The organism is Eikenella corrodens (assembly GCF_900187105.1).
GTDB lineage: Bacteria > Pseudomonadota > Gammaproteobacteria > Burkholderiales > Neisseriaceae > Eikenella > Eikenella corrodens.
In genome coordinates this window covers 1,607,287-1,630,354 of record NZ_LT906482.1, presented here as the reverse complement: position 1 = coordinate 1,630,354, position 23,068 = coordinate 1,607,287, and the positions used below count along the sequence as shown (strand labels likewise).

The following is a 23,068-nucleotide window of genomic DNA, read 5'->3' as shown; positions in this document are numbered from 1 at the left end:
TACCTGAAAACCTAATTTCGCACTTTCAGGTAGCCTCTCATTCGCGGCCATTGCCTTTATCTATCAAGCCCAAACGACAGCCGCCAAGCGGGCTGACAAGGGTTTCAGCCACGGCGTATAATCCCACAAGTTATCCGAAGCTCTGCCGATAACCTGCCTACCACACCAATTAACAGCTAAACAACTAATAAACAATAACAATTTTAGAACAATCCAAAGGAACACCCTCATGGCACAACCCGCAGCCCAACCACCCAAAGAACAGGTGATTTCCCTGTATCAGGGCGCGAAACGTATTCATCCCAAGCTGGCCAAAGGCCGTTTTGCCAACCTGCGCCTGTGGGCGATTCTGGCCACGCAATTCGTGTTTTATGTTACCCCTTGGTTCAACCTGCACGGTCGTCAGGCAGTGTGGTTCGACATTCCCGGCCGCCGCTTCCACATCTTCGCCTTTACTTTAGTGCCCAATGATTTAATCTACCTCACCGGCCTGCTGCTTCTCTCGGCCTTCGGCCTGTTTTGGTGGACCACCATCGCCGGGCGCTTGTGGTGCGGCTATGCCTGTCCGCAAACGGTCTATACCGAAATCATGCTGTGGATCGACCACTTAGTGGAAGGCGACCGCAACAAGCGGCTCAAGCTCGATAAATCACCGTGGAACTTCACCAAAATCCGCATCAAGGCCACCAAATACCTGCTGATTTTCTTGGTGTGCGCTTGGACGGGCATTACCTTCGCCGGCTGGTTCAGCCCCATCCGCGCGCTGGTAACGCACATATTCACCTTCAATTGGGCGGCCATTTCCGGCGCAGCGCTGATTGCCGCCACGCTGTATGGCGGAGCCACTTGGCTGTTTGCCCACATCATGCGCGAACAGGTGTGCAAATACATGTGCCCCTACGCCCGCTTCCAAAGCGCCATGTTCGACCGCGATACGCTGATTATTTCCTACGACCCGGCACGCGGCGAGCCGCGCGGGGCACGCAAGAAAAATGTGCAGCGCGAAGACTCCGATTTGGGTGACTGCATCAACTGCACCCTGTGTGTGCAGGTGTGCCCGGTGGGCATCGACATCCGCAACGGCCTGCAATACGAATGTATCGGCTGTGCCGCCTGCATTGATGTGTGCGATGAGGTGATGGACAAAATGGGCTATCCGCGCGGCCTCATCCGCTACACCACCGAAGGCGCGTTGGAAAAAGACTATCCGGAAAACAAAATCCCACGCCGTATGTTGCGCCCGCGCGTGTTGGGCTACGGAGCGGTGTTGGCCGCAGTGGCCGTGGGTTTGGTGGTCGGTCTTCTGCTGCGCCAGGATGTGCACATCGACATCATCAAAGACCGGGGCGTAATGGTGCGTCAAAACCAAGACGGCTGGCTAGAAAACGCCTACAACCTGCGCATTACCAATGCCAGCGAACACACCAAAATCCTCACTGCTTCGGTGGCCGGCTTGGAAGACATCAAAATCACCGGCCTGCCCGAAGGCGGCCTGCGCCTCAACGGCAGCGACAGTATCTCCATTCCTGTTCAGGTAGCCGTGCTGCCCGATTATGCTGAGCCGGGCAGCAACCCCATCGTCTTCACCTTCCGCTACGCCGACCCCGAAAAGCCGAACGAAGCTGAAACCTTCACCACCAAAAGCACCTTCACTGGAGAATAAGCGCATGAGCACGCCCACCCCGCCCCACGCTGGCCGCAGCCCGGCTAAACCGTGGTACAAATATCCTTGGCCGTGGCTGCTGATGGCCGGGCCGGCCATTGTGGTGGTGGCCGCTTTCTATACTTATCACCTCGCCGCCACCCGCAACAATCCCTCGTTGGTTACCGACGACTACTACCGCGAAGGCAAAAACATCGCGCTGCAAATGGAGCGTGATGAAGAAGCCGAACGTCGGCAAATCCGCGCCGAGTTGCTCATCAGCCCCGACAACAACCGCGCTAAAGTCCTGCTCAGCGGCAATATTGAGCCCAATGTGCCGATCAAACTGCTGTGGCTGCACCCCGCCCGCAGCGAATACGACCAAACCGTCGAGATGCAGCAGCAAGGTAGTGCCGCAGCGGCAGCGAATCGGGTAGAATATGCCGCTGTCTTCCAAACCCTGCGCCCTGCCGACCATTGGTATGTGCGCCTGGAAGACGGCACCGGCAAATGGCGTGTGCAAGGCATTTGGTACCCCAAACGCGGCAATAGCCTGAGCCTGGTGCCGATGCCGCAGCCGGTGGCGCCCAATCCGCCGAAAACCGAGCAATCCAGCTAAAGCCCTTCTTACCTTCTAGCAAGCCTAGCTCAATCTGTATGAAGCAAGAACCGCTGCGGCTATCGTTGCTTTATTCGGCGTAGCAGCGCAGATTACGATTTCATTTTATTGATGCCTCCACTTTCAGGTAGCCTCACTCTTCCACCCATCATTAAGGACTATATTCCATGGACGATATGCTGAAACAAGCCGCCCTCGATTTTCACCAATATCCGCAGCCCGGCAAAATTCAGGTAGCCCCTACCAAGGCGCTGGCCACCCAGCACGACCTGTCGCTGGCCTATTCCCCGGGTGTGGCTGCTCCCTGCCTGGAAATCCAAGCCAATCCGCAGGATTCCTATAAATACACCGCACGCGGCAACCTGGTGGCCGTGGTTTCCAACGGCACGGCCGTGCTCGGTTTGGGCAATATCGGTGCCGAGGCCAGCAAACCGGTGATGGAAGGCAAAGGCGTATTGTTTAAAAAATTCGCCGGTATCGACGTATTCGATATCGAAATCAATGAAACCGACCCCGAAAAACTGGTAGACATCATCGCCTCGCTCGAGCCCACTTTCGGCGGCATCAACCTGGAAGACATCAAAGCGCCCGAATGTTTCTACATTGAGAAAAAACTGCGCGAACGCTGCAAAATTCCGGTATTCCACGATGACCAGCACGGCACGGCCATCATCACCGCCGCCGCCGTTCTCAACGGCCTGCGCCTGGTGGGCAAAGACATCGGCCAAGTGCGCTTGGTATGCTCTGGTGCCGGTGCGGCTGCCATTGCCTGCCTCGACTTGCTCGTGGCTTTGGGCATGAAACGCGAAAACATCACCGTATGCGATTCCAAAGGCGTGATTTACCAAACCCGTGAAGACCGCGAACGCATGGACGCAAGCAAAGTGCGCTACGCCATTGCAGACCAAGGCTGGCGCAAACTGGGCGACGCCGTGCCCGGTGCCGACATCTTCCTCGGCCTCTCCGGCCCCAATGTATTGAGCACCGACATGCTCAACCAAATGACCGCTTCGCCCATCGTGCTGGCCATGGCCAACCCGCAGCCCGAAATTTGGCCGCCGGAAGCCAAAGCCGCCCGCCCCGACGTGATTATCGGCACCGGCCGTTCCGACTTCCCCAACCAGGTGAACAACGTTCTCTGCTTCCCCTTCATCTTCCGCGGCGCACTCGATGTGGGCGCCACCACCATCAACGAAGAAATGAAGCTGGCTGCCGTGCGTGCCATTGCCGATTTGGCCATGGCCGAGCAAAACGACAAAGTCGCTACCGCCTACACCGGCGCCGAGCTGAAATTCGGCCCCGAATACCTGATTCCCAAACCCTTCGATCCGCGCCTGATTGCCCGCGTGGCGCCCGCCGTGGCCAAAGCCGCCATGGATTCCGGCGTGGCCACCCGCCCGATTGCCGATTTTGCCGCTTACGAAGAAAAACTGAACGAGTTTGTTTATAAATCCGGCCTGTTCATGAAACCCATCTTTGCCCAAGCGCGCCAATCGCTCAAACGCGTGGTGTTGGCCGAAGGCGAAGACGAGCGTGTACTGCACGCCACCCAACAGATTGTGTCTGCCAAACTGGCCACGCCGATTCTCATCGGCCGGCCGGCAGTAATCGAAGCCCGTATCCAAAAAATGGGGCTCACCATCCGCCCCGGCAGCGATTTCGAAATCGTCAACAACGAAAACGACCCCCGCTTCCGCGAATACTGGCAAACCTACTACAACCTGCAAAAACGCAACGGCATCAGCCCCGATTTGGCGCAACGCCACGTGATTGCCAACCCCACCCTCATCGGCGCGCTCATGCTGCACTTAGGCCACGCCGATGCCATGGTGTGCGGCACAGTCGGCCACTTCCGTCATCATTTGGATGTTGTTTCTAATGTTGTCGGCTACAGCAACCCCGAACACACCGCCTGCGCCATGAACGCGCTGATTTTCGGCGGCCAAAGCCTGTTCATCGCCGATACCTATGTAAACGCCAATCCGACCGCCGAGCAGATTGCCCAAAGCACGCTGATGTGTGCCGAAGAAATCCAACGCTTCGGCATCACGCCCAGGGTCGCGCTGTTGTCGCACTCCAACTTCGGCTCTGTGCCCGCTGAAAGTGCCGAAAAAATGCGCCGTGCGCTTGAACTCATCCGTCAAGCCGCCCCGCAGCTGGAAATCGACGGCGAAATGCAGGGCGATGCCGCCTTGGTGGAAAGCCTGCGCCAGCAAAGCATGCCCGACTCCACCCTGAAAGGCGCTGCCAACCTCCTGGTGATGCCCAATGTGGAAGCCGCCAACATCAGCTGCAACCTGCTGCGCGTCGCCAGCCCCGACGGCGTAACCGTGGGTCCGATTCTGCTGGGCATGAAAAAGCCTGTGCACATTATCAACCAGCTCGCCTCTGTGCGCCGCTTGGTAAACATGGTGGCACTGGCCGCCGTGGATGCACAACGCCAAGGCTAAACAGCTGAAGCAGCAAAAATCAAGGCTACCTGAACTTTCAGGTAGCCTTTTCTTTACTCCGCACATTTGCCGCCCACAAACACCGAATTAGCTTATAATCCAGCCTTCAAACACATACCCACCGCTGTGAGCAAAATAATGAACTACTTTGAACAAGCCCGATTCAACATGGTCGAACAGCAAATCCGCCCCTGGAGCGTATTGGATTTCGACGTTCTCGACGCCTTGGCCGAAGTGCCGCGCGAACAATTCGTTGCCCCCGAACAGCAAGCCTACGCCTATGCCGATCTTTCCCTGCCCCTGCCCAACGGCAGCGCCATGCTCGAACCCAAAGTGGTTGCCCGACTGATTCAAGGCCTGAAGCTTACTAAAAAAGACACCGTGCTCGAAATCGGCACCGGCTCCGGCTACGCCACCGCCGTGCTGGCTAAACTCGCCGGCCGCGTCATTACCATCGACACCGACGAAGCCCAGCAGCAACAAGCCAAAGCCGTGCTCGACCGCCTTGGCCTCACCAATATCGACTACCGCATCGGCGACGGCCTGGTAAACCCGCCCATCGCCACCGTAAGCGCCATCTACGTGGGCGGCTCCTGCCCCGTGATGCCGGAAACCCTGCGAAATAAATTAATCGCCGGCGGCCGCATGGCCGTAATCGTCGGCCAAGAGCCCGTAATGCGCGCCCTGCTCGTGCAATGCAACGGCGAAGCCAGCTACGAACAAAGCGTGATGTTCGACACCGTTGCCCCCGCTCTCGGCGGCCCCGCCGTGAAAAAAGCCTCATCATTCCGCTTCTAAAAATTTTCAGGTAGCCTCACTGGAAAGGCTACCTGAAATTTATAGTCGTCAGCTGGTATAAAAATAAGATGAATCAACACCGTATCATGCCATTTTAAAACGACCAAGCAACAAAAAAGCAGCCAAACGGCTGCCTTCCTAAAAACTGGCGCACCCAACAGGGATCGAACCTGTGACCTTCAGCTTCGGAAACTGACACTCTATCCAACTGAGCTATGGGTGCGAGAAGCGCGTAAGATTAACCCAAAACCGGCACAAAGGCAAAAAATTTTGTCTCCTTCCGGCGGCAAAGCAGCACAGAATAGAATTTTACGATTGGAAGCTATAAGCGAATTCAGTATAATTTCGCACAATCTTACAAACCGAAACCAAACCTGTATCAGCCGGATTGAACGTGAATCCCAAAGAAGCTTTCAATAATCTGATTATGCGAAGGTTTCACACCAATAAACAAGCATGCTGCCGCATGCGCCCATAACGACCACAAACCATAAAGCCCATACCATGAACACCACTGCTAACAACATCAAAGGCTCAGCCGCCATCACCTTTATCGGCGGCCTGCTCGTTTTGCTGATCACCCTCTTCCTCCTGGTTAAGCTTGCCACCACCGGCTACTACAGTAACGTTTCCGATATGCAGCCCAGCGCTGTGGAAACCCGCATTCAGCCCACCGGCCGCCTCACCATGGGCGATGGTACGCCCGTAGGCGAACGCGAAGGCAAGCAAGTGTTCGACAAAGTTTGCATCCAATGCCACGGTGCCGATAAAAACGTTGCCTTCGCCCCCAAAGTTACCCATAACGACGAATGGAGCGCCCGCATCGCCAAAGGCTTCGACACGCTCGTTGCCCACGCCGTCAACGGCTTTAACGGCGCAGGCCAAATGCCCGCACGCGGTGGCGACAGCACCCTCACCGATGATGAGGTTGCCCGCGCCGTGGCCTACATGACCAACCAATCCGGTGGCAACTTCACTGCCCCCGCCGTACAAAAAGGCGATGCTGCCGCCTCTGGTGCATCCGCCCCTGCCGGCCAATCTGCCGCAGCCAATGGCGAAGCCGTGTTCAACAAACTTTGCATTGCCTGCCACGCTGCCAACTCCGCCTTCCCCAACTCGCCCAAAATCACTCATAACGATGAATGGGCACCGCGCCTGGCACAGGGCCGCGCCACCTTGGTGCAACACGCCCTCCAAGGCTTCAAAACCATGCCCGCACGCGGCGGTGATGCCAACCTGAGCGATGCCGACGTGGAAGCTGCCGTGGTGTATATGGCCAACCAATCCGGCGGCAAACTGTAAGCCTGTCCTTCCATCATAAAGGCTACCTGAAAATTTTCAGGTAGCCTTTATTTCGCATATTAATCAAGCGGCCGAGCTATCCTGCCGCTTGCAAAAACGCCGCCATCCGTCGCTCGAATGCCCGCACTGCCTGTCGATCGGCACGCGGCGCCGTACACAACTGCGCTTGGCGGTAACCGTTCAACGGCCGGCAGCGCACGCCGTCCAACTTATCCCAGCCGACGTAGGCCTGCAAACCACGCCGGTTAAACAGGAAATAGCTGCTCGGCACCGTGCTCGGTTGGCTGTCGCCTTCCGCATACAGCCCTTCCCAAATATTGCCTTCCAGATTTTGCAGCTTATACTGCTCGATCAGCGCACGGTCGGATGCGTGTGGCGCCGTTTTCAGCAGTTGCACGGTTTCACCGCGTAAACGCTGAATCTGCTGCGCCGAACCATATTGCTGAGCCAGAGCCGTGCCGCCAACGGTAAGCAACAATGCTGTCAACATCATCTTTTTCATCATTTTCTCCCAATCAACCGCGGATACTCCGCAAAACTAAAAACTGCCAGCAGTCTAACACCCACCCTAAATAACAGGCTACCTGAAAAACAAGCTTCCTTGCCTTCCGGCAATATTTTTGGGGCTTAGGAAGCAAAATTTATTTTAAAGGATTTTCCCGCAACATTCTCAGCAGTATTTTATATAAATCATCATGCCTGTGATTGAAGCGGAACTCGGTTTCTTTTAAATGCAGGTAAAACGTATGTTTCGGCACCCCGTTAAATTGCACCAAGCGATGCTTGGCGTAACTCCAAAAAGATTCAATACCGTTAATATGCCGCGTACCACGGACAAACTCATTGTCACCATGATGTACCCTGAAATGTTTGGCAAAACCCATGTCAACCAATCCCTGATAACCGCGCCAACCGTCGGTATTGATGACACTCTCGATACCGACACGACCTCTAATGACCTTTTGCAGCGTTGCCTTGGAGGCATCGGGAACAATCTCGGTATAAACCTTGTCCCCGCGTTTCAAAATGCCGAAAACGATGGTTTTCCCACCCGCACCGCGCCCGCGTTTGCCTCTGATGCGTTTGGCACCAAAATAGGATTCGTCCAATTCTACAATGCCGTATAAAGGTGCCTGCCTCCCGCATTCGTCAGCCAAACGCCGGCGCAATTTCAGGTACAGGTTATTGACACTTCTGATGCTGACACCCGTCAGTTTTTCGGTATCGGAGGCAGTCAAATCCAAAGCAAACAGCCGCAGGAGCTGGCGAAATTTGGGCTCGGTAATTTTACTGAACTTTTGGTACTTGTTTTTTAAATTCATTTCAGAAGCTTATCACTATATTGAGTGATTTTGCTTCCTAAGCCCCTATTTTTAATTTTGCTGATTTCAGGTAGCCTTTCCCTGCCCTGAACCAGAAGCTGCACTTAAAACGATGAGCCCGGCTCTTGCAAAAATGCCAGCTCCTCGGCGGTACTCTGCCGCCCGAGTACCGCATTGCGGTGCGGATAGCGGCCGAAACGCTCAATGATTTCCCGATGTTTGATCTCAAAATCCAGCACGTATTCATTGGTATAGCGGGCAAACAGCTCCACTGCCTGCTGGTGGATAGCGCGGCTTTCGCTATGCATGAGCGGCATCAACATAAACTGCCGCTCTTCCGACTGCATTTCGGCAAAGCCTTGTTCCCGCACGGCTTCTTGTGCCAGCACCACAGCCATATTGTCTTGGGCGAAAGCCTGCGGGCTGTTGCGGTGCAGATTGCGCGAAAATTGGTCGAGCACGATGATTTCCGCCAGCCGCCCGCGTAGATTGCTGCGCCAGCTGTTTAGCTCGGATTGCGCGGCCTGCGACCATACCACAGCGAAACGTTCGCGGATTTGTTGATCGAAATCGGGGTTTTTGGCAAACCAAAATGCTTGATTGGTCGGGTTAAACCAAAAATCTAACACGTCATCGGGGCAGATGGCATTCATGGAGTTTCCTTTCATATGGTATGAGTAAATTAACTTACCCCTTACTTCCACTATGATAAAAGGCTACCTGAGAACCAGTTTTTCTAGTTGTCAGGTAGCCTTCTCATATTCGGCGCTGTGATTTAGTGCTTCATAATCAGCAAATAATAAAACAGCTGCATAATCAATACTGTGAGTGCGGCCAGCGAAGCCAGCGTCCAGTTGAATTCGCTGTGTACGGCAGCGGCAGATGCAGGAACACTCGGATGGCTAGAAGGCGCAGAGAGCAGGTTGTCGGCGGGCTGCTCGATAATGGCGGGCAGCTTGGCTGCGGCAGGCAGCTGGATGCCGCCGGGGTCGCGGCCGGATACTAAGTTGAACACCAAGCTCTCGGCCTGGATGTGGATGTTTTGGGTTTGCCCATGGCCGGCAGCGGCAGATTGCGCGCTTTTGAGCAGGGTGTCGATGCTGGGCAGCACGGCGGGCGGCGGCGGGGTGGCAGCAGAGCGTTGCAGCAGGGCTTCGATGGCATCGGTGCTGTTGGCAGTGCGATCGGCTTCAGCCAATTTGAAGGGCATGGCGTGGCCGGTGTCGTTATCCAGCGCCATGCGCTGGCGGCGCAGGCGGCTGTCGATTTCGTCCAGCTCGGCAGCCAGCGGTTTTTTCTGGGTGTGCAGGGATTCGTCGGCGTCTTGCCCCGCCTGCTTTGCCGCCAAGGCGGCAGATTGTTGTTTGAGGCGGGCAAGTTTCTCGTGCAGGGGCATTTTGGCGTGAATCACGTCTTCCTGCAGAATCTCGGCTTTGGCAGCGGGCGCACTCTGGGCTTTTGGCTTGCGCGTTAACGTGAAGGCATGCCGGCACTGGCTGCACTGCACCCGCCCGTTGGCTGCCTGCAAATCGGCTACGGCATAATGATTCTCCGCTTGGCAGCGGGGGCAACTGAGTTTGACGGTTTTCATGTGTCGGCAATCCAAATACTGATGTTTCGGCCGCTATTTTAAGAAAATTAATGCGCTTTTACCATTTTCAGTTAGCCTTTTAGCGGCTAACTGTCGGTTTTTTGTATATTTTGCAGGGGATTTATGCTGGCGGTTCACTCTCGCCAAACCATTTGCCATGAATTTAGCCGTTCCAAAAAAGAAGGATACGCGGCCTTGGCTTGCCCGGTTTCACTCCCATTCGAAACGGCTCTATGGCACTACCGGCAGGTTATCCGACTTTGCGCACACCCACTAAACGCACCCAGCCGCCTTCGGCAACCGGCGGCTGCATATCGAACCATTCGCTATAGATGCCGTTTAGCTCTTCGGCCTGCTCTTCCAAAATACCGGAAAGCACAATCCGCCCGCCCGCCTTGGTGCGTGAGGCCAGCATACCGCCCAACAGGCGCAGCGGATTAGCCAGAATATTGGCCACCACCACATCGTATTCCGCTTCCGGTAAGTCGTCGGGCAGGAAAAAACGGGCGGCAGCTTCGTTTTGCTCGGCATTGCTGCGGCTGGCAACAATGGCCTGCTCATCGATATCCACGCCGTCGGCGACGGCAGCGCCAAGTTTGAGCGCGGCAATAGCCAAAATGCCGGAGCCGCAGCCGTAGTCGAGCACGCGGTCGGCAGCTTGGATATTTTCATCGAGCCACTGCAGGCACAACCGGGTGGTGGGGTGGCTGCCTGTGCCGAAAGCCAAGCCGGGGTCGAGCCGCAGGTTGACGGCCGATTGGTCGGCAATATCGTGCCAGGTGGGCACAATCCACAGCCGCCCGGAAATGCGGATGGGGTCAAACTGCGATTGTGTCAGGCGTACCCAATCCTGCTCCGGCAGCTGCTCGATGCGGTAGGGCGGCACTTCCAACCGGCATTCCTTGGCCGCGGCCGCCACGGCGGCAGCTACGTTGCATTGATCGTCAAACAAGGCAATCACCAAGCTGCGCTGCCAAATTTGGCCGTTTTCTTCGCCCGGCTCGCCGAAAATAGCCTGTTCTTCGTCTGTGCCGGCATAGGCATCTTCAATCGCGGCCGACAATGCGCCGGCGGCCATTAAAGCATCGGAAAACTGCTCGGCACGGTCGGCACCAATCGGAATACTGGCTTGTTGGTAGGGCATAATCGCATTTCTTTCAAACGGTAAGGGCGCGTATTGTATAGCAAGCCGCCGCCCTTCCGCCAGCCGCGGCGCTTGCGGGCTACCTGAAAGCGGGTGCGGCAAGCTTCGCCAAAACCGCCCGCCGCCGTTTTCAGGTAGCCTCATCTTGGCGTTTGCCTATACAATTCCATCTTTAGAAAAGGCTACCTGAAAGCACACACATGCCCCGCGAATTCCAACTTTTCAACCTGCCCGCGCAGTTCGACCTCGACCCCGCCGCGCTGGAACAAACCTACCGCCAACTGGCCGCCCGTTTCCATCCCGACAAAACCGCCACCGCTTCCGCCTTCGAGCAGAAACAGGCCGTGATGATGGCCGCCGCCGTCAACGAAGCCTACCGCTGCCTCAGCCGGCCGCTGGAACGCGCCGTTTTGCTGCTGCAGGCGCAAGGCATCCAGGCCGATTCCGAAGAGCGCACCGCTTTCGACCCCGAGTTTCTGATGCAGCAAATGGAATGGCGTGAAGAGCTGGCCGCCGCCCGCGCTGCAAACTCCGCCGAACGGCTTGCCGCACTGGATAGCCAAGTGGCTGCCGAAGAGGCTCGGCTGCTGACCAAACTCAGTACTGCCTTTCGGCAGGCAGACTACGCCCAAGCCGCCGAACTCGTGCCGCAAGGCCGTTTCCTCGATAAAATCCGACAGGAAATCCGCGCTGCGTTGTAAGCCTGAAAAGGCTACCTGAAACCCCAAAACCACAATATTTTGCCATCTAATTTTTTCAGGTAGCCTACCGCCTACTCTTCCAACCAACCAGGGAAACCATAATGGATAATCAACAATTCAACCGATATGCCCCGCCGCGCACCAACGGCGAACCGGATTCCACCCGCCACGGCAACTATTTGGCCGAGCCGCAGGCTTTGCCTGCTGGTAATGCTAAAGAGTGGATTGGCGCTGCCTGGCGTTTGTTCAAACTGCGCCCGGGCAAACTTATTGGCGCCGCGCTGTTGTTTGGCGCCATCAATATCGGCTTGGGCATGATTCCGTATATCGGCGGCCTGCTGCAGGCGGCCATCTCCATATTTGAAATAGCCGGCTTTGCCTTTATTGCCAAACAATTGGAAGAAGAAGGCGATTTTGAATTCGGCCAGATTTTTATCGGCTTTCAGGAAAACACCAAATCGCTGGCGATAATCGGCGCAATCGGCGCGGTAGTGGCTTTAATTAGCAACCTTGCTGCAATCATCTTGTTCGTCGGACAAGTAGGTGATGTGAGCAGTGCTGCCAATCTGGATCTAGATGAAGCACAGATGATGTCTGCCGGCCTTTCCGTGATGGCACTGTTTCTTATACTGGGCATAGTTTATTCTGCCTTTACCTTCCTCGCCCCAGCCTTGATTATCTTGGAAAACGAACCACCCAAGCGTGCCATACTGCTGAGCTGGCAAGGTTTCAGCCGTAATATCGGCGGTGCGGTATTCTGTAGTTTGATGATGGGCCTGCTGTTTATTGTTGGCATGATTCCCATATTCCTCGGCCTGCTGGTGGTGATGCCCTTGCTGATGCTGGTACCTTATGCCGTGTATCGCGATCTATTCTTCAAATAACAGCCAAAAGGCTACCTGAAACTTTCAGGTAGCCTTCTTATTATCTGCCTCATGCTAAAATCCGCTACCATTGTTTATCACACCTCCGAGGCTACTCCATGAACACCCGCCCCGAAATCCGCGCCGCCGCCTTTGATTTAGACGGCACCTTAGTCGATTCCCTTGCCGACCTCGCCGCTGCCGCCAACGAAGCCCGCCGCAGCGAAAACCTACCCCTGCTCGACGAAAAACTGATGATGTCCTATGTGGGCGACGGCGTGGGCAAACTCGTACACCGCGCCCTCACTGCCGACCCGGACGGCCAAGCCCCTAACGAAGTGTGGCAGCACGCCTTCGCCGTGTTCGCCCAACATTATTCCGAACACCTCGACCGCCACACCTACATCTACCCCGAAGTGCAAACCGGCCTCCAGCTCCTGAAAACCCTCGGTATCCCGCTGGCCGTGGTAACCAACAAACGCGAAGCCTGGGCCGCCGAGCTGCTGCGCCGCCTAGGCCTGGCCGACCTGTTCAGCCTTGTGGTGGGCGGCGACACCCTGCCGCAGCGCAAACCCGATGCCGCGCCGCTGCTGCACGCCGCCGAAGTATTGGGCGTGAAGCCGGAAAACATGGCGATGGTGGGCGATTCGCGCAACGACATCCTGGCCGCCAAAGCCGCCGGCTGTTTTGCCATCGGCGTGCGCTACGGCTATGCCGATATGGACAAACTAGCTGAAAATCCCGCCACCCGCGCGGATTGGATCGTCAGCACCCTGCCCGAAATCTACGACCGCCTGCGCCCCGATGACCGCCGTTAAATCCCTGCGCAGCCGCGCCTTAGATTTGTTGTCGCGTCGGGAAATGTCGCAGGCCGAACTGCGGCGCAAACTCGCGCCCTACGCCGAAGACCCCGCCGAAATCGACGCTTTGCTGCAAGAGTTTGCCGACCGCAACTGGCAATCCGACCGGCGCTATGCCGAAAGCTACGTATACAGCAAAGGCAGCCGCTACGGCCGCCTGCGCCTTGCCCAAGGCCTGCAACAGCAAAAGCTGGACAGCGAGCTCATCGAAGCCGCCCTGCCCGGGCACGACAGCGAACGCGCCACCGCCTGCGCCGTGCTGCGTAAAAAGTTCAAACAGCCCCCCGCCGACTTCGCCGCACAGCAACGCGCCGCCCGCTTCCTCGCCTACCGCGGCTTCGACCACGACACCATCCGCCACGCACTGGATAAGGCCTGGCAGGACGAAGAAGAGTGGGATGAATAAACAGAAAGGCTACCTGAAAACACCCGTTCGGCATTTTCAGGTAGTCCCAGCACCCCTCCCACGGCGGCGTCCCCTTAGTCTGCTGTGCCATAGCCCACGCAAACAGGCAGGAACGCCTGCTGACTGAACATCCAAACCCGTCCTTCCGGCCACAAGGCATACGTCTCTTCCAACGCTTTCCCTTAGGAATCGTTGCCATCTAAATTATCTATCCGCTTCCCCTGCTGGGGCTACCTGAAAACCATCGGCAGAAAATGGCAGAATCTTTGCCATGCCTGCCGCAAGCACCCTAATTTAGGCTACAATACAACCGTCTGTTCCAATCCCCCACCACCTCAACACTGAGCAAGCAGAAAGGATGCAGGATCATGAAGTTTAACGAACTCTTCCACCACAACGACTTTATCGGCCGCCACCTCAGCCTGTCCGACCGCGCCGCCCTTTTGGCCGCGTTGGGCGAAAAAGATGTGAGCAGCTTTGTGGAGCACACCGTGCCGCAAAGCGTGCGTATGCCCGGCTCGCTGCAGCTGCCCGAAGCATTAAGCGAAGCCGATGCCTTGGCCAAGCTCAAGGGCATCGCTGCCAAAAACCGTATCAATAAAAGCTATATCGGCCTAGGCTACTACCCCACCCGCCTGCCGAATGTGATTCTGCGCAATGTGCTGGAAAATCCAGGCTGGTACACCGCCTACACGCCCTATCAGGCCGAAGTGTCGCAAGGCCGTTTGGAAGCGTTGTTGAACTTCCAACAGGTGTGTATCGACCTCACCGGCTTCGAGCTGGCCGGCGCCTCCCTGCTCGACGAAGCCACCGCCGCCGCCGAAGCCATGACCATGGCGCGCCGCGTGGGCAAATCCAAATCTAACCAATTCTTTGTGGACGAGCGCGTTTACCCGCAAACGCTGGACGTGATCAAAACCCGGGCCAAATATTTCGATTTTGAGCTGGTGGTGGGCGATTTCGATACCGCTCGCAACGGCGAATACTTCGGCGCGCTGTTCCAATATGTGGGCAAAGACGGCGACGTGGCCGACTTGGGCGATGTGATTGCCGCTGTGAAAGCCAAAGGCGCAGTGGTGGCCGTGGCTGCCGATATCATGAGCCTGGTGCTGCTGAAAGCACCCGCCGAGTTGGGTGCCGACATTGCCTTGGGCAGCACCCAGCGCTTCGGCATCCCGATGGGCTTCGGCGGCCCGCACGCTGCTTATTTCGCATTTAAAGATAAAGACAAACGATCCGCTCCCGGCCGCATCATCGGCGTATCGGTGGATGCCTCCGGCAAGCAGGCGCTGCGCATGGCGCTGCAAACCCGCGAGCAGCATATCCGCCGCGAAAAAGCCAATTCCAATATTTGTACTTCGCAGGTGCTGCTGGCCAACTTGGCCGGTATGTATGCGGTGTATCACGGCCCCGAAGGTGTAAACCGCATCGCCCGCCGTATCCACGCGCTGGCTGTTGCTTTTGCCGATGCGGTGCAGGCTGCCGGCGGCAAAGTGGTGCATTCGGTATTCTTCGACACTGTGGCCGTGGATTTCGGCAGCAAGGCGCAAGCCGACGGCGTGTACCAAAAAGCACTGGATGCCGGCTTCAACCTGCTGCGCATTGGCGAGAACGTGCTGGCTGCCGCCTTCAGCGAAACCTCCAGCGCCGAAGAGTTTGCCCAACTGGTTGAATTGTTCACAGGCAAGGCGGCTGCCCTGCCCGAGAACGCACCCGCCAGCAGGCTACCTGAAAACCTGCAGCGCAAAGGCGCGATCTTGCAACACCCCGTGTTCAACAGCTACCACACCGAACACGAAATGCTGCGCTACCTGAAAAAACTGGAAGAGCGCGATTTGGCCATGAACCGCAGCATGATTTCGCTCGGTTCCTGCACCATGAAGCTGAATGCCACCGCCGAGATGATTCCGATTACCTGGCCGGAATTCACCAACGTGCACCCGTTTGCCCCTCGCGAACAAGTGCAAGGCTGCCTGGAAATGATCCACGGCCTGCAAGAGCAGCTCAAGGCCGTTACCGGCTTCGATGCCATCTGTATCCAGCCCAACTCCGGCGCGCAAGGCGAATACACCGGCATGGTTACCATCCGCCGCTACCACGAAGCGCAAGGCCACCCCGAACGCAACGTGTGCCTGATTCCGCGCTCCGCCCACGGCACCAACCCCGCCACCGCCCACATGGCCGGTATGCAGATTGTGATCGTGGATACCGACGAGCACGGCAACGTGGATATTGCCGATCTGAAAGCCAAGGCCGAACAACATAAAGATACGCTGGGTGCGCTGATGATTACCTACCCGTCCACCCACGGCGTGTATGAAGAAGGCATCCGCGACATCTGCCGCATCATCCACGAGAACGGTGGCCAGGTGTATATGGACGGCGCCAATATGAACGCCCAAGTCGGCATCATGCAGCCGGCCGAAGTGGGTGCCGACGTGTTGCACATGAATCTGCACAAAACCTTCTGCATCCCGCACGGTGGCGGCGGCCCTGGTATGGGCCCCATCGGCTTGAAAGCCCACCTTGCACCGTTTGCGCCAAGCCACGTTGTGGCACCGGTGGAAGGTGCTACTGTGGGCATGGGTGCCGTATCTGCCGCACCCTACGGCTCCGCCAGCATCCTGCCGATTACTTGGATGTACATCAGCATGATGGGGGCAGACGGTTTGCGCCAAGCCACCGAAACCGCCCTGCTCAACGCCAACTACGTTGCTAAGCAGCTCTCCGCCGATTATCCGGTGCTCTATACCGGCAAAAACGGCCGCGTGGCGCACGAATGCATCATCGACCTACGCCCGCTCAAGGCCGAAAGCGGCATCACCGAAGTGGACATCGCCAAACGCCTGATGGACTACGGCTTCCATGCCCCGACCATGTCCTTCCCCGTAGCCGGTACGCTGATGATCGAGCCCACCGAAAGCGAAAGCAAGGCCGAGCTCGACCGCTTCATCGCTGCGATGAAACAGATTAAGCAGGAAGCGCTGAAAGTACAGCGCGGCGAATGGCCGAAAGACGACAACCCGCTGGTCAACGCACCGCATACCGCCGCCGATGTAACCGGCGAATGGAAACGTGCCTACAGCCGCGAAGAAGCCGTCTACCCCCTGCCCTATGTGCGCGAGAACAAATTCTGGCCGAGCGTAAACCGTATCGATGATGTATACGGCGACCGCCACTTGGTTTGCTCTTGCCCCAGTATCGAGCACTATGAAGGCTAAACATAGGTATTAACCCTGTCATAAAAGAAAGGCTACCTGAAATCAAATTTTCAGGTAGCCTTTATTGTCCTTATGCAAAGCGAAATAAAACCAAAGAAACTCGCCATTTCTAAAGCTCATTTAGCATACAAAGCAGCAAAGTAGTAAGCAATATGGTCGCACAGCAAGCTGAATGCATGCGGTATGAAGAAATCGGCGGCTTTAACTAGAAAATCTGTTACACTGCTTTCAGGTAACCTAAATCAAATGTTACCAATCATCCATCCAAATAACACCAAGGAGTCATTATGATTACTGTAGTTGCCCAATTCGAAGTCAAACCCGCCGAACTGGATAAATTCCTGCAACACTGCGACGAATTGATTGCCGAAACCCGTAAGGAAAACGGCTGCCTGTCTTACCACCTATACCAAAATACCCAACAACCCAACCAAGTCAGCTTCATCGAGCTATGGCAAAACCAGGCTGTATTGGATACCCATTCCGCTTCTGCACACTTTACCCGCATTGTGCCAACCTTGGTAGAAGCCTGCGAAAAAGCCCCGGATATCCAACTCTATATACAGATCAAATAATTTTCATCCAAGGCTCAAGCGGCTACCTTAAACTTTCAGTTAGCCTCTTATGGGCAAATACTGTGTAGAACATCTATCTTCTACGCCACAAAGAATGACACCCGCCGTTAGGCGGGTGTCATAAATAGGTGTTTGGCAGTGTCCTACTTTCGCACGGGTAATCCGTACTATCATCGGCGCTGGTTCGTTTCACGGTCCTGTTCGGGATGGGAAGGCGTGGGACCAAACCGCTATGGCCGCCAAACTTAAACTGTACAAATCGTCAAGCCACCGGTAATGTCACTCCGGTTAATCAAATCAAACTGTTCTGTCCGGCTACTAACCAAACAATCGGGTAATGTGTATCGATTCCAGTAAGCTTTATTCTATTGAGTACTCTTCCCGGTGTCTCTACACCGCAAAGCACTTCAAATGATAGAGTCAAGCCTCACGAGCAATTAGTATGGGTTAGCTGCACGCGTTGCCGCGCTTCCACACCCCACCTATCAACGTCCTGGTCTAGAACGACTCTTCAGCGCGGTTATACCGCAAGGGAAGTCTCATCTCCAGGCAGGTTTCGCGCTTAGATGCTTTCAGCGCTTATCCTTCCCGAACTTAGCTACCCGGCGATGCCACTGGCGTGACAACCGGTACACCAGAGGTTCGTCCACTCCGGTCCTCTCGTACTAGGAGCAGCCCCTGTCAAACTTCCAACGCCCACTGCAGATAGGGACCAAACTGTCTCACGACGTTTTAAACCCAGCTCACGTACCACTTTAAATGGCGAACAGCCATACCCTTGGGACCGACTACAGCCCCAGGATGTGATGAGCCGACATCGAGGTGCCAAACTCCGCCGTCGATATGAACTCTTGGGCGGAATCAGCCTGTTATCCCCGGAGTACCTTTTATCCGTTGAGCGATGGCCCTTCCATTCAGAACCACCGGATCACTATGTCCTGCTTTCGCACCTGCTCGACTTGTCGGTCTCGCAGTTAAGCTACCTTTTGCCATTGCACTATCAGTCCGATTTCCGACCGGACCTAGGTAACCTTCGAACTCCTCCGTTACTCTTTGGGAGGAGACCGCCCCAGTCAAACTGCCTACCATGCACGGTCCCCGATCCGGTTAACGGACCTGGGTTAGAACCTCAAAGTCACCAGGGTGGTATTTCAAGGACGGCTCCACAGAAACTAGCGTCTCTGCTTCTAAGCCTCCCACCTATCCTACACAAGTGACTTCAAAGTCCAATGCAAAGCTACAGTAAAGGTTCACGGGGTCTTTCCGTCTAGCAGCGGGTAGATTGCATCTTCACAACCACTTCAACTTCGCTGAGTCTCGGGAGGAGACAGTGTGGCCATCGTTACGCCATTCGTGCGGGTCGGAACTTACCCGACAAGGAATTTCGCTACCTTAGGACCGTTATAGTTACGGCCGCCGTTTACTGGGGCTTCGATCCGATGCTCTCACATCTTCAATTAACCTTCCAGCACCGGGCAGGCGTCACACCCTATACGTCCACTTTCGTGTTTGCAGAGTGCTGTGTTTTTAATAAACAGTCGCAGCCACCGATTCTCTGCGACCCTCCAAAGCTTACGGAGTAAATCCTTCACCTCAGAGGGCATACCTTCTCCCGAAGTTACGGTATCAATTTGCCGAGTTCCTTCTCCCGAGTTCTCTCAAGCGCCTTAGAATTCTCATCCTGCCCACCTGTGTCGGTTTGCGGTACGGTTCGATTTAAGCTAGAGCTTAGTGGCTTTTCCTGGAAGCGTGGTATCAGTCACTTCGTATCCGTAGATACTCGTTATCACTTCTCGGTGTTATGAAGAACCGGATTTGCCTAATCCTTCCACCTACCGGCTTGAACAAACTATTCCAACAGTTTGCTGACCTAACCTTCTCCGTCCCCACATCGCACTTAAATCAAGTACGGGAATATTAACCCGTTTCCCATCGACTACGCATCTCTGCCTCGCCTTAGGGGCCGACTCACCCTGCGCCGATGAACGTTGCGCAGGAAACCTTGGGCTTTCGGCGAGCGGGCTTTTCACCCGCTTTATCGCTACTCATGTCAACATTCGCACTTCTGATACCTCCAGCATTCCTTACGAAACACCTTCTCAGGCCTACAGAACGCTCCCCTACCATGCACTAGGTGCATCCGCAGCTTCGGTTATAGATTTGAGCCCCGTTACATCTTCCGCGCAGGATGACTCGACCAGTGAGCTATTACGCTTTCTTTAAATGATGGCTGCTTCTAAGCCAACATCCTGGCTGTCTAAGCCTTCCCACTTCGTTTACCACTTAATCTATCATTTGGGACCTTAGCTGGCGGTCTGGGTTGTTTCCCTCTCGACAACGGACGTTAGCACCCGCTGTCTGTCTCCCATGATTGCACTTTCCGGTATTCTGAGTTTGCCATGGGTTGGTAAGTCGCAATGACCCCCTAGCCATAACAGTGCTTTACCCCCGGAAGTGATACATGAGGCACTACCTAAATAGTTTTCGGGGAGAACCAGCTATCTCCGAGTTTGTTTAGCCTTTCACCCCTATCCACAGCTCATCCCCGCATTTTGCAACATGCGTGGGTTCGGTCCTCCAGTACCTGTTACGGCACCTTCAACCTGGCCATGGATAGATCACTCGGTTTCGGGTCTACACCCAGCAACTATGACGCCCTATTAAGACTCGGTTTCCCTACGCCTCCCCTATCCGGTTAAGCTCGCTACTGAATGTAAGTCGTTGACCCATTATACAAAAGGTACGCAGTCACACCATAAGGTGCTCCCACTGTTTGTATGCATCAGGTTTCAGGTTCTATTTCACTCCCCTCCCGGGGTTCTTTTCGCCTTTCCCTCACGGTACTGGTTCACTATCGGTCGATGATGAGTATTTAGCCTTGGAGGATGGTCCCCCCATCTTCAGACAGGATTTCTCGTGTCCCGCCCTACTTGTCGTATGCTTAGTACCACTGCCGGAATTTCGGATACGGGGCTATCACCCACTATGGCGGAAGTTTCCAATTCCTTCTCCTATCCCGACAACTATCACATACAGGCTCCTCCGCGTTCGCTCGCCACTACTTGCGGAATCTCGGTTGATTTCTTTTCCTCCGGGTACTTAGATGGTTCAGTTCTCCGGGTTCGCTTCTCTAAGCTTATGTATTCAGCTTAGGATACACATTGCTGTGTGGGTTTCCCCATTCGGACATCACCGGATCAAAGCTCTATTGCCAGCTCCCCGATGCTTTTCGCAGGCTTACACGTCCTTCGTCGCCTATCATCGCCAAGGCATCCACCTGATGCACTTATTCACTTGACTCTATCATTTGAAGTGCCTTTTTGACTTCGCCTGCGCTGCGTTGACTACAGCTGGGGCTTAAGGCCTCTACTTTGATAAAGCTTACTGCTTGTTGTGTCCGAATCCTGCCTTTTGTGTTTCAGGATTCGGTCGATACAATCATCACCCAAATTTCTGTATGACTTATCTCAAAGATAAGCCCTACTTCGTTTGTTTGTTGATTTCGGCTTGCCAATTTGTTAAAGATCGATGCGTTTTGACTTCGCAAATAAAAATAAACTACCGCGCAAACTGCAAGATGCAGCAGCTTACTCGTATATTTAGCATACTTTTATTTGGAAAGTATTGTGTGGTGGAGGCAAACGGGATCGAACCGATGACCCCCTGCTTGCAAAGCAGGTGCTCTACCAACTGAGCTATGCCCCCAGTACCTGGGCGGATCTGCTCCGCTCTACGACTACTGGTGGGTCTGGGAGGACTTGAACCTCCGACCCCACGCTTATCAAGCGTGTGCTCTAACCAGCTGAGCTACAAACCCAACATTCTCTTCGCATCTGTATCTGATTACCGATAGGTGTGGATGCTCTACCCCTACTTTTTCTCTAGAAAGGAGGTGATCCAGCCGCAGGTTCCCCTACGGCTACCTTGTTACGACTTCACCCCAGTCATGAAGCATACCGTGGCAAGCGGGCTCCTTGCGGTTACCCTACCTGCTTCTGGTATCCCCCACTCCCATGGTGTGACGGGCGGTGTGTACAAGACCCGGGAACGTATTCACCGCAGTATGCTGACCTGCGATTACTAGCGATTCCGACTTCATGCACTCGAGTTGCAGAGTGCAATCCGGACTACGATCGGTTTTCTGGGATTGGCTCCACCTCGCGGCTTGGCTACCCTCTGTACCGACCATTGTATGACGTGTGAAGCCCTGGTCATAAGGGCCATGAGGACTTGACGTCATCCCCACCTTCCTCCGGTTTGTCACCGGCAGTCTCATTAGAGTGCCCAACTAAATGATGGCAACTAATGACAAGGGTTGCGCTCGTTGCGGGACTTAACCCAACATCTCACGACACGAGCTGACGACAGCCATGCAGCACCTGTGTTACGGCTCCCGAAGGCACCCTTCCGTCTCTGGAAGGTTCCGTACATGTCAAGACCAGGTAAGGTTCTTCGCGTTGCATCGAATTAATCCACATCATCCACCGCTTGTGCGGGTCCCCGTCAATTCCTTTGAGTTTTAATCTTGCGACCGTACTCCCCAGGCGGTCGATTTCACGCGTTAGCTACGCTACTAAGCAATCAAGTTGCCCAACAGCTAATCGACATCGTTTAGGGCGTGGACTACCAGGGTATCTAATCCTGTTTGCTACCCACGCTTTCGAGCATGAACGTCAGTGTTATCCCAGGGGGCTGCCTTCGCCATCGGTATTCCTCCACATCTCTACGCATTTCACTGCTACACGTGGAATTCTACCCCCCTCTGACACACTCTAGCTATCCAGTTCAGAACGCAGTTCCCAGGTTAAGCCCGGGGATTTCACATCCTGCTTAAATAACCGTCTGCGCTCGCTTTACGCCCAGTAATTCCGATTAACGCTCGCACCCTACGTATTACCGCGGCTGCTGGCACGTAGTTAGCCGGTGCTTATTCTTTAGGTACCGTCAGCAAAAAGTGGTATTAGCACTTCCCTTTTCTTCCCTAACAAAAGTACTTTACAACCCGAAGGCCTTCTTCATACACGCGGCATGGCTGGATCAGGGTTGCCCCCATTGTCCAAAATTCCCCACTGCTGCCTCCCGTAGGAGTCTGGGCCGTGTCTCAGTCCCAGTGTGGCGGATCGTCCTCTCAGACCCGCTACTGATCGTCGCCTTGGTAGGCCTTTACCCCACCAACTAGCTAATCAGTTATCGGCCGCTCGAATAACGCGAGGTCTTGCGATCCCCCGCTTTCTCCCGTAGGACGTATGCGGTATTAGCCAATCTTTCGATTGGTTATCCCCCATTACTCGGTACGTTCCGATATATTACTCACCCGTTCGCCACTCGCCGGACAGTAGTGCAAGCACTACCCCGCTGCCGTTCGACTTGCATGTGTAAAGCATGCCGCCAGCGTTCAATCTGAGCCAGGATCAAACTCTTATGTTCAATCTCTAACTTAATAACTTCTGGTCTGCTTCAAAGAAATCGACAGAACAATGTTAAACATCGTCTTGTCTTCTTCTCAACAGTGCAGGTGTAAAACACCCACACTTATCGGTAATCTGATTGTTAAAGAGCTGCTGAACCAAACCG

The 23,068-nt window shown here is 55.0% G+C and carries 16 protein-coding genes, 3 tRNA genes and 3 rRNA genes; 11 read left to right on the top strand and 11 right to left on the bottom strand.

Annotated features, from left to right (window positions below; genetic code table 11):
* The first annotated feature begins 229 nt into the window (after window positions 1–229).
* The 4 genes from ccoG (at window position 230) to CKV94_RS08185 (ending at window position 5,509) form a co-directional block, all read left to right on the top strand.
* Window positions 230–1,663: a cytochrome c oxidase accessory protein CcoG gene (ccoG, locus tag CKV94_RS08200; RefSeq protein WP_003822180.1), complete on the top strand. Its 1,434-nt coding sequence runs from the start codon at window positions 230–232 to the stop codon at window positions 1,661–1,663.
* A 4-nt stretch (window positions 1,664–1,667) separates the two neighbouring features.
* Complete coding sequence (locus CKV94_RS08195; RefSeq protein ID WP_050754429.1) at window positions 1,668–2,261, top strand: FixH family protein; 594 nt, start codon at window positions 1,668–1,670, stop codon at window positions 2,259–2,261.
* A 167-nt stretch (window positions 2,262–2,428) separates the two neighbouring features.
* On the top strand, window positions 2,429–4,711 hold the full coding sequence (locus tag CKV94_RS08190; protein ID WP_003822183.1) for an NADP-dependent malic enzyme: 2,283 nt from the start codon (window positions 2,429–2,431) through the stop codon (window positions 4,709–4,711).
* A 138-nt stretch (window positions 4,712–4,849) separates the two neighbouring features.
* Window positions 4,850–5,509 (top strand): protein-L-isoaspartate O-methyltransferase family protein, encoded by a 660-nt coding sequence (locus CKV94_RS08185; RefSeq protein WP_003822184.1) that lies wholly within the window; start codon window positions 4,850–4,852, stop codon window positions 5,507–5,509.
* Window positions 5,510–5,655: 146 nt separating this feature from the next.
* Here CKV94_RS08185 and CKV94_RS08180 read toward each other — a convergent pair.
* Window positions 5,656–5,732 (bottom strand) — tRNA-Arg (locus CKV94_RS08180).
* Between the two features lie 281 nt (window positions 5,733–6,013).
* On the opposite strand from CKV94_RS08180, the gene CKV94_RS08175 reads away from it, so the two are divergent.
* Window positions 6,014–6,811: a c-type cytochrome gene (locus CKV94_RS08175; RefSeq protein WP_035579823.1), complete on the top strand. Its 798-nt coding sequence runs from the start codon at window positions 6,014–6,016 to the stop codon at window positions 6,809–6,811.
* Window positions 6,812–6,887: 76 nt separating this feature from the next.
* Here CKV94_RS08175 and CKV94_RS08170 read toward each other — a convergent pair whose 3' ends face one another.
* From CKV94_RS08170 to prmA, 5 genes are all read right to left on the bottom strand, one after another.
* Window positions 6,888–7,304: a hypothetical protein gene (locus CKV94_RS08170; protein WP_157727255.1), complete on the bottom strand. Its 417-nt coding sequence runs from the start codon at window positions 7,302–7,304 to the stop codon at window positions 6,888–6,890.
* Between the two features lie 148 nt (window positions 7,305–7,452).
* A complete protein-coding gene (locus CKV94_RS08165) occupies window positions 7,453–8,133 on the bottom strand; it encodes an IS1595 family transposase (protein ID WP_095114610.1) in 681 nt (226 codons plus the stop codon).
* A gap of 104 nt (window positions 8,134–8,237) precedes the next feature.
* Window positions 8,238–8,786, bottom strand: coding sequence for a DUF924 family protein (locus CKV94_RS08160; RefSeq protein WP_035579830.1), 549 nt, complete (start codon window positions 8,784–8,786; stop codon window positions 8,238–8,240).
* A gap of 122 nt (window positions 8,787–8,908) precedes the next feature.
* The gene (locus CKV94_RS08155; RefSeq protein ID WP_003822189.1) at window positions 8,909–9,724 is read right to left on the bottom strand and encodes an MJ0042-type zinc finger domain-containing protein; all 816 of its coding nucleotides are present in this window, start codon (window positions 9,722–9,724) and stop codon (window positions 8,909–8,911) included.
* A 250-nt stretch (window positions 9,725–9,974) separates the two neighbouring features.
* Window positions 9,975–10,868, bottom strand: coding sequence for a 50S ribosomal protein L11 methyltransferase (prmA, locus tag CKV94_RS08150; protein ID WP_003822192.1), 894 nt, complete (start codon window positions 10,866–10,868; stop codon window positions 9,975–9,977).
* Between the two features lie 200 nt (window positions 10,869–11,068).
* Between prmA and hscB the strand changes: the two genes are divergently transcribed.
* The 6 genes from hscB to CKV94_RS08120 all read left to right on the top strand — a co-directional run bounded on the left by hscB (window position 11,069) and on the right by CKV94_RS08120 (window position 17,494).
* A complete protein-coding gene (gene hscB, locus CKV94_RS08145; protein ID WP_003822193.1) occupies window positions 11,069–11,569 on the top strand; it encodes a Fe-S protein assembly co-chaperone HscB in 501 nt (166 codons plus the stop codon).
* A 101-nt stretch (window positions 11,570–11,670) separates the two neighbouring features.
* Window positions 11,671–12,453 carry a BPSS1780 family membrane protein gene (locus tag CKV94_RS08140; RefSeq protein ID WP_003822194.1) on the top strand — a complete coding sequence of 261 codons (783 nt, stop codon included), beginning with the start codon at window positions 11,671–11,673 and terminating at the stop codon, window positions 12,451–12,453.
* Between the two features lie 98 nt (window positions 12,454–12,551).
* On the top strand, window positions 12,552–13,250 hold the full coding sequence (locus CKV94_RS08135; protein ID WP_003822195.1) for a phosphoglycolate phosphatase: 699 nt from the start codon (window positions 12,552–12,554) through the stop codon (window positions 13,248–13,250).
* Window positions 13,237–13,698, top strand: coding sequence for a recombination regulator RecX (gene recX / locus CKV94_RS08130; protein ID WP_003822196.1), 462 nt, complete (start codon window positions 13,237–13,239; stop codon window positions 13,696–13,698). The genes CKV94_RS08135 and recX overlap by 14 nt, the downstream gene beginning before the upstream one ends.
* Before the next feature lie 368 nt (window positions 13,699–14,066).
* A complete protein-coding gene (gene gcvP / locus CKV94_RS08125; protein ID WP_003822199.1) occupies window positions 14,067–16,919 on the top strand; it encodes an aminomethyl-transferring glycine dehydrogenase in 2,853 nt (950 codons plus the stop codon).
* Between the two features lie 287 nt (window positions 16,920–17,206).
* A complete protein-coding gene (locus CKV94_RS08120) occupies window positions 17,207–17,494 on the top strand; it encodes a putative quinol monooxygenase (RefSeq protein WP_088383832.1) in 288 nt (95 codons plus the stop codon).
* A gap of 130 nt (window positions 17,495–17,624) precedes the next feature.
* Here CKV94_RS08120 and rrf read toward each other — a convergent pair.
* From rrf to CKV94_RS08095, 5 genes are all read right to left on the bottom strand, one after another.
* Window positions 17,625–17,738 (bottom strand): 5S ribosomal RNA (gene rrf, locus CKV94_RS08115).
* 172 nt (window positions 17,739–17,910) lie between these two features.
* A 23S ribosomal RNA gene (locus tag CKV94_RS08110) occupies window positions 17,911–20,794 on the bottom strand.
* A gap of 329 nt (window positions 20,795–21,123) precedes the next feature.
* Window positions 21,124–21,199: transfer RNA gene (locus tag CKV94_RS08105), tRNA-Ala, on the bottom strand.
* A gap of 35 nt (window positions 21,200–21,234) precedes the next feature.
* Window positions 21,235–21,311: transfer RNA gene (locus tag CKV94_RS08100), tRNA-Ile, on the bottom strand.
* 68 nt (window positions 21,312–21,379) lie between these two features.
* Window positions 21,380–22,921 (bottom strand): 16S ribosomal RNA (locus CKV94_RS08095).
* The 16S, 23S and 5S rRNA genes sit together here with 2 tRNA genes alongside, the layout of an rRNA operon.
* Window positions 22,922–23,068: the final 147 nt, after the last annotated feature.

Coding starts and splice junctions, on each gene's coding strand:
- ccoG (WP_003822180.1), top strand. CDS start 230: ATGGCACAACCCGCAGCCCAACCACCCAAAGAACAGGTGATTTCCCTG.
- CKV94_RS08195 (WP_050754429.1), top strand. CDS start 1,668: ATGAGCACGCCCACCCCGCCCCACGCTGGCCGCAGCCCGGCTAAACCG.
- CKV94_RS08190 (WP_003822183.1), top strand. CDS start 2,429: ATGGACGATATGCTGAAACAAGCCGCCCTCGATTTTCACCAATATCCG.
- CKV94_RS08185 (WP_003822184.1), top strand. CDS start 4,850: ATGAACTACTTTGAACAAGCCCGATTCAACATGGTCGAACAGCAAATC.
- CKV94_RS08175 (WP_035579823.1), top strand. CDS start 6,014: ATGAACACCACTGCTAACAACATCAAAGGCTCAGCCGCCATCACCTTT.
- CKV94_RS08170 (WP_157727255.1), bottom strand. CDS start 7,304: ATGATGTTGACAGCATTGTTGCTTACCGTTGGCGGCACGGCTCTGGCT.
- CKV94_RS08165 (WP_095114610.1), bottom strand. CDS start 8,133: ATGAATTTAAAAAACAAGTACCAAAAGTTCAGTAAAATTACCGAGCCC.
- CKV94_RS08160 (WP_035579830.1), bottom strand. CDS start 8,786: ATGAATGCCATCTGCCCCGATGACGTGTTAGATTTTTGGTTTAACCCG.
- CKV94_RS08155 (WP_003822189.1), bottom strand. CDS start 9,724: ATGAAAACCGTCAAACTCAGTTGCCCCCGCTGCCAAGCGGAGAATCAT.
- prmA (WP_003822192.1), bottom strand. CDS start 10,868: ATGCCCTACCAACAAGCCAGTATTCCGATTGGTGCCGACCGTGCCGAG.
- hscB (WP_003822193.1), top strand. CDS start 11,069: ATGCCCCGCGAATTCCAACTTTTCAACCTGCCCGCGCAGTTCGACCTC.
- CKV94_RS08140 (WP_003822194.1), top strand. CDS start 11,671: ATGGATAATCAACAATTCAACCGATATGCCCCGCCGCGCACCAACGGC.
- CKV94_RS08135 (WP_003822195.1), top strand. CDS start 12,552: ATGAACACCCGCCCCGAAATCCGCGCCGCCGCCTTTGATTTAGACGGC.
- recX (WP_003822196.1), top strand. CDS start 13,237: ATGACCGCCGTTAAATCCCTGCGCAGCCGCGCCTTAGATTTGTTGTCG.
- gcvP (WP_003822199.1), top strand. CDS start 14,067: ATGAAGTTTAACGAACTCTTCCACCACAACGACTTTATCGGCCGCCAC.
- CKV94_RS08120 (WP_088383832.1), top strand. CDS start 17,207: ATGATTACTGTAGTTGCCCAATTCGAAGTCAAACCCGCCGAACTGGAT.